The organism is uncultured Streptococcus sp., from assembly GCF_963521255.1.
Taxonomy (GTDB): Bacteria; Bacillota; Bacilli; order Lactobacillales; family Streptococcaceae; genus Streptococcus.
In genome coordinates this window covers 1-5,245 of sequence record NZ_CAUQTU010000020.1, presented here as the reverse complement: position 1 = coordinate 5,245, position 5,245 = coordinate 1, and the positions used below count along the sequence as shown (strand labels likewise).

Genomic DNA, 5,245 nt, shown 5'->3' with positions numbered 1-5,245 from the left:
GTTGACGGTAAACAATTGGTTAAAGTTGTATCATGGTACGACAACGAAATGTCATACACTGCACAACTTGTTCGTACTCTTGAATACTTCGCAAAAATCGCTAAATAATTCATGAGTCGATAAAAAGCAAGGCCTCTTGGTCTTGCTTTTCTTATATGGAAAAATGGATGACGCAATCATCCATTCTTTTTTATTTCTCTTTCGAAAGTATCTGATAGGGTAGTGAAGCTTAATTTCTCTAGAGTAAGTGGATGGGTAAAGGAAAGGCGGAAGGCGTGAAGCATAAGCCGACTTGTTTTTGATTTACTATTATAGAGAGGGTCGCCTGAAATAGGGAAGTTATGATGCGAAAGGTGGACACGAATCTGATGGGTTCGCCCTGTCTTTAGTTTGCAACGAACCAAGGAAGTCTGGTTTGAGAATTGCTTTAATCTGTTTATATGCGTTTCAGCATATTGTCCATTTTTTGTATCAACTATTCGTTTTCTACGATCATGGCGATCACGTCCGATTTTGTCCCTGAAAACAAGCTCTTTGCTGCTGATATTTCCATCAACTAGTGCCCAGTATTCCCTAGAAATTTCTTTTTTCTCTAATAAACGATTGAGAATAGGTAGGATAAAAGGATTTTTAGCAAAAAGAACTAGACCACTGGTTTCCATGTCTAGGCGGTGAACGACATAGCAGGTTTGGCCAACATAGGCACTGACATGGTTAAGAAGGGCGATTTCGTTTGGCTGATTACCATGCGTTTTCATCCCCTCTGGTTTGTTTACAATAATCAAGTGTTGATCTTGATAAACCTCTTGAACGATGTCAGGATTTCCCCAAGGGATTTCTTTTTCGGAATAATCTTCCTCATCAAAAGTCAACTGGCAAACATCTCCAGGACTTACCATCTCGTTCCAGTGAACTTCTTCTTGGTTTATCAAAATATGTTTCTTGATTCTCAAAAAATGACGAATTTTTCTAGGGATGAGTAGTTGCTCCTCAAGTAATTGCTTCACCGTCATTTGAGGTAGAGAGTCTGGTAATGTAAATGTGAATTGCATACAGATATTGTAACAAAAAAAGCCCTATTTGGATAGGAAATAGCTAAATTCTTGTCTTCCTATGATGAAGATGATAAAATAAACGCATGAAATTAGATAAATTATTTGAGAAATTTCTTTCTCTTTTTAAAAAAGAAACAAGTGAACTAGAGGATTCTGATACGACTAGCTTACGTCGCTCTCGTAGTGATCGAAAAAAATTAGCCCAAGTAGGTCCAATTCGAAAATTCTGGCGTCGCTATCATCTAACAAAGATTGTCCTTATACTAGGTTTGAGTGCAGGCTTGCTAGTTGGAACCTATTTGTTTGCTGTAGCCAAGTCAACCAATGTTAACGATTTGCAAAACGCCTTGAAAACTCGGACTATCATTTTTGACCGTGAAGAAAAGGAGGCTGGTGCCTTGTCTGGTCAAAAAGGAACTTATGTTGAATTGACTGATATCAGTAAAAATTTGCAGAATGCCGTTATTGCGACAGAAGACCGCTCTTTCTATAAAAATGACGGGATTAACTATGGTCGTTTCTTCTTGGCGATTGTCACTGCTGGTCGTTCAGGTGGTGGTTCTACTATTACACAACAGCTGGCTAAAAACGCCTATTTGTCGCAGGATCAAACTGTTGAGAGAAAAGCGAAAGAATTTTTCCTTGCCTTAGAATTAACAAAAAAATATAGTAAGGATCAGATTTTAACCATGTACCTTAACAATGCCTATTTTGGAAATGGTGTGTGGGGTGTAGAAGATGCGAGTAAGAAATACTTTGGAGTTTCTGCATCAGAAGTGAGTTTGGATCAAGCTGCGACTCTGGCAGGGATGCTCAAAGGGCCGGAACTGTATAATCCTTTGAATTCCGTACAAGATTCGACTAATCGTCGCGACACTGTCTTACAAAATATGGTTGCAGCAGGATATATTGATAAAAATCAAGAAACCGAAGCTGCAGAAGTTGATATGACTTCGCAATTGCACGATAGGTATGAAGGAAAAATCTCAGATTACCGTTACCCCTCTTATTTTGACGCGGTTGTTAATGAAGCTGTTTCCAAGTATAATCTAACAGAGGAAGAGATTGTCAATAATGGCTACCGCATTTACACAGAGCTGGACCAAAACTACCAAGCAAATATGCAGGTTGTCTATGAAAATAAAGCGCTATTTCCGAGGGCAGAGGATGGAACATTTGCTCAATCAGGAAGTGTCGCTCTCGAACCGAAAACAGGGGGAGTTCGTGGAGTTGTCGGTCAAGTTGCTGACAATGATAAAACTGGATTCCGGAATTTCAACTATGCAACTCAATCAAAACGTAGTCCTGGTTCTACAATTAAGCCTTTAGTTGTTTATACGCCAGCAGTTGAAGCAGGCTGGGCTTTGAATAAGCTCTTGGATAACCATACCATGCAGTACGATAGCTATAAGGTTGATAACTATGCAGGAATCAAAACGAGTCGAGAAGTTCCTATGTATCAAGCCTTGGCAGAATCGCTTAATCTACCTGCTGTTGCCACTGTTAATGATTTGGGCGTTGATAAGGCTTTTGAGGCAGGAGAAAAATTTGGACTCAACATGGAAAAGGTCGATCGTGTTCTTGGCGTCGCCTTGGGAAGCGGTGTTGAAACCAACCCTCTTCAAATGGCTCAAGCATATGCTGCTTTTGCAAATGAAGGTTTAATGCCTGAAGCTCATTTTATTAGTAGAATTGAAAATGCTAGTGGTCAGGTCATTGCGAGCCATAAAAATTCACAAAAACGAGTAATTGATAAAGCTGTAGCTGACAAGATGACCAGTATGATGTTGGGAACATTTACAAACGGAACAGGTATTAGTTCATCGCCTGCAGACTATGTCATGGCAGGAAAAACTGGTACAACCGAAGCAGTTTTTAATCCTGAATACACAAGTGACCAGTGGGTAATTGGTTATACTCCGGATGTAGTGATTAGTCACTGGCTTGGTTTTCCGACCACTGATGAAAATCACTATCTAGCAGGATCTACTTCAAACGGTGCAGCCCATGTCTTCAGAAATATTGCAAATACCATTTTACCTTATACCCCAGGAAGTACCTTTACAGTTGAAAATGCATATAAGAAAAATGGAATTGCACCAGCTAACACAAAAAGACAAGTACAAACTAATGATAATAGCCAGACAGATGATAATTTGTCTGATATTCGAGGACGTGCGCAAAGTCTAGTAGACGAGGCTAGTCGGGCTATTTCGGATGCGAAGATTAAGGAAAAAGCTCAAACGATATGGGATTCGGTAGTCAATCTATTTCGTTAAGATGCTTGTCAAAGCCTAGCTTTCTTGTTATAATGGATAAGATGGAGGCGTTATGGCACTAAAAAAAGCAAGCCTAGCTTGTGCGGTTTGTGGTTCGAGAAACTATTCAATCAAGATCAGCGGGAACCCCAAACCAACACGACTAGAAGTAAATAAATTTTGTAAACATTGTGGTAAGTACACTACACACAGAGAAACGAGATAGGAGAGAGCAATGCGTTTTATTGGAGATATTTTTAGACTTCTTAAAGACACAACATGGCCAACTCGCAAGGAAAGCTGGAGAGATTTTCGTTCTATCATGGAATACACAGCTTTCTTTGTAATAATTATTTACATTTTTGACCAGTTGATTGTTTCAGGTTTGATTCGATTTATTAACATTTTTTAGAAGGTTAGTGGAGTTAATTACACTAGAAATCTTCTATTATGAAAGGAAATATCATGGATAGTTTTGATAAAGGGTGGTTTGTTTTACAAACTTATTCTGGTTATGAAAATAAGGTAAAAGAAAATCTATTACAACGTGCACAAACCTACAATATGTTGGATAATATTCTACGTGTTGAAATTCCAACACAAACAGTGCAAGTTGAAAAAAATGGAAAGAGAAAAGAAGTAGAAGAAAATCGCTTTCCAGGTTATGTTCTTGTAGAAATGGTCATGACAGATGAAGCTTGGTTTGTTGTTCGAAATACTCCGAACGTTACGGGATTTGTCGGATCACACGGGAACAGATCAAAACCAACTCCATTATTGGAACAAGAAATTCGTGACATTTTGGTATCTATGGGACAAACTGTTCAAGAATTTGATTTCGATGTTGAGGTTGGTCAAACTGTACGTATTATTGATGGTGCTTTTGCAGATTACACTGGTAAGATTACAGAAATTGATAATAACAAAGTGAAGATGATTATCTCTATGTTTGGTAATGACACAGTTGCAGAAGTAAACCTAAACCAAATCGCAGAATTATAACCCAAAGAGAGGCAAGCCCTCTCTTTTTTGTGCAGTTTAGACGGTGTAGGGAACAGAATGGATGAAATGAATCAAATTAGATTCATTATTTGTTAGACTGTATCTAGAAAGGGGAACATAATGCTTAAAGAATTATATGAAGAAGTCCAAGGGATTGTGTATAAGTGTAGAAATGAGTATTACCTTCATTTATGGGAACTATCGGATTGGGACCAAGAGGGGATGATCTGCTTGCATGAATTGATTAGTAGAGAAGAAAGATTATCAGAAGATATGCCACGTTTACGTAAATATTTCAAAACTAAGTTCCGTAATCGCATTTTAGATTATATCCGTAAGCAGGAAAGTCAAAAACGAAGATATGATAAAGAACCCTATGAAGAAGTAGGTGAGATTAGTCATCGTATCAGTGAGGGAGGTCTGTGGTTAGATGACTATTATCTCTTTCATGAAACACTAAGAGATTATAGAAGCAAACAAAGTAAAGACAAACAAGAAGAGTTAGAACGCGTCTTAAGACATGAACGCTTCCGAGGGCGTCAAAGAGTCTTAAGAGACTTACGTATTGTGTTTAAAGAGTTTGACATCCGTACACACTAGGAAGTCATACAAAAAAATAAAAAAAGATAAAAAAAGTAGTTGACAAGTCAGAAAAAGTCGGTATAATAGTAAGAGTTGAAAACAACTCTGGTCCGTTGGTCAAGGGGTTAAGACACCGCCTTTTCACGGCGGTAACACGGGTTCGAATCCCGTACGGACTATGGTATGTTGCGGATGGAACACTTGGATGAAAAAAGTTAAAAAAGTTTCAAAAAAAGTGTTGACAAGCGAAAGTGACTGTGATATACTAATATAGTTGTCGCTTGAGAGAAGCAAGTGACAAAGACCTTTGAAAACTGAACAAGACGAACCAATGTGCAGGGCACTACA

Annotated in this window: 6 protein-coding genes, 1 tRNA gene and 1 pseudogene; 7 read left to right on the top strand and 1 reads right to left on the bottom strand. The window is 38.4% G+C overall.

What is annotated here, in order from left to right:
* Positions 1 to 108, top strand: a pseudogene (locus RWP09_RS09855) (type I glyceraldehyde-3-phosphate dehydrogenase); the annotation flags it as partial.
* A 68-nt stretch (positions 109 to 176) separates the two neighbouring features.
* Here RWP09_RS09855 and RWP09_RS09850 read toward each other — a convergent pair.
* Positions 177 to 1,052: an RluA family pseudouridine synthase gene (locus tag RWP09_RS09850; RefSeq protein ID WP_314437188.1), complete on the bottom strand. Its 876-nt coding sequence runs from the start codon at positions 1,050 to 1,052 to the stop codon at positions 177 to 179.
* Positions 1,053 to 1,138: 86 nt separating this feature from the next.
* Here RWP09_RS09850 and pbp2a point away from each other — a divergent pair, with 86 nt between their 5' ends.
* From pbp2a to RWP09_RS09820, 6 genes are all read left to right on the top strand, one after another.
* Positions 1,139 to 3,334, top strand: a complete 2,196-nt coding sequence (gene pbp2a, locus RWP09_RS09845) for a penicillin-binding protein PBP2A (RefSeq protein ID WP_314437185.1) — start codon at positions 1,139 to 1,141, stop codon at positions 3,332 to 3,334.
* Between the two features lie 52 nt (positions 3,335 to 3,386).
* Complete coding sequence (gene rpmG, locus RWP09_RS09840) at positions 3,387 to 3,539, top strand: 50S ribosomal protein L33 (RefSeq protein ID WP_001809375.1); 153 nt, start codon at positions 3,387 to 3,389, stop codon at positions 3,537 to 3,539.
* Positions 3,540 to 3,548: 9 nt separating this feature from the next.
* Positions 3,549 to 3,725 (top strand): preprotein translocase subunit SecE, encoded by a 177-nt coding sequence (secE, locus tag RWP09_RS09835; RefSeq protein WP_042900249.1) that lies wholly within the window; start codon positions 3,549 to 3,551, stop codon positions 3,723 to 3,725.
* A gap of 53 nt (positions 3,726 to 3,778) precedes the next feature.
* The gene (gene nusG / locus RWP09_RS09830) at positions 3,779 to 4,315 is read left to right on the top strand and encodes a transcription termination/antitermination protein NusG (RefSeq protein WP_000376739.1); all 537 of its coding nucleotides are present in this window, start codon (positions 3,779 to 3,781) and stop codon (positions 4,313 to 4,315) included.
* A gap of 120 nt (positions 4,316 to 4,435) precedes the next feature.
* Positions 4,436 to 4,915, top strand: a complete 480-nt coding sequence (locus RWP09_RS09825) for a sigma-70 family RNA polymerase sigma factor (RefSeq protein ID WP_314437182.1) — start codon at positions 4,436 to 4,438, stop codon at positions 4,913 to 4,915.
* 89 nt (positions 4,916 to 5,004) lie between these two features.
* Positions 5,005 to 5,076, top strand: a tRNA-Glu gene (locus RWP09_RS09820).
* The last annotated feature ends 169 nt before the right edge of the window (positions 5,077 to 5,245 follow it).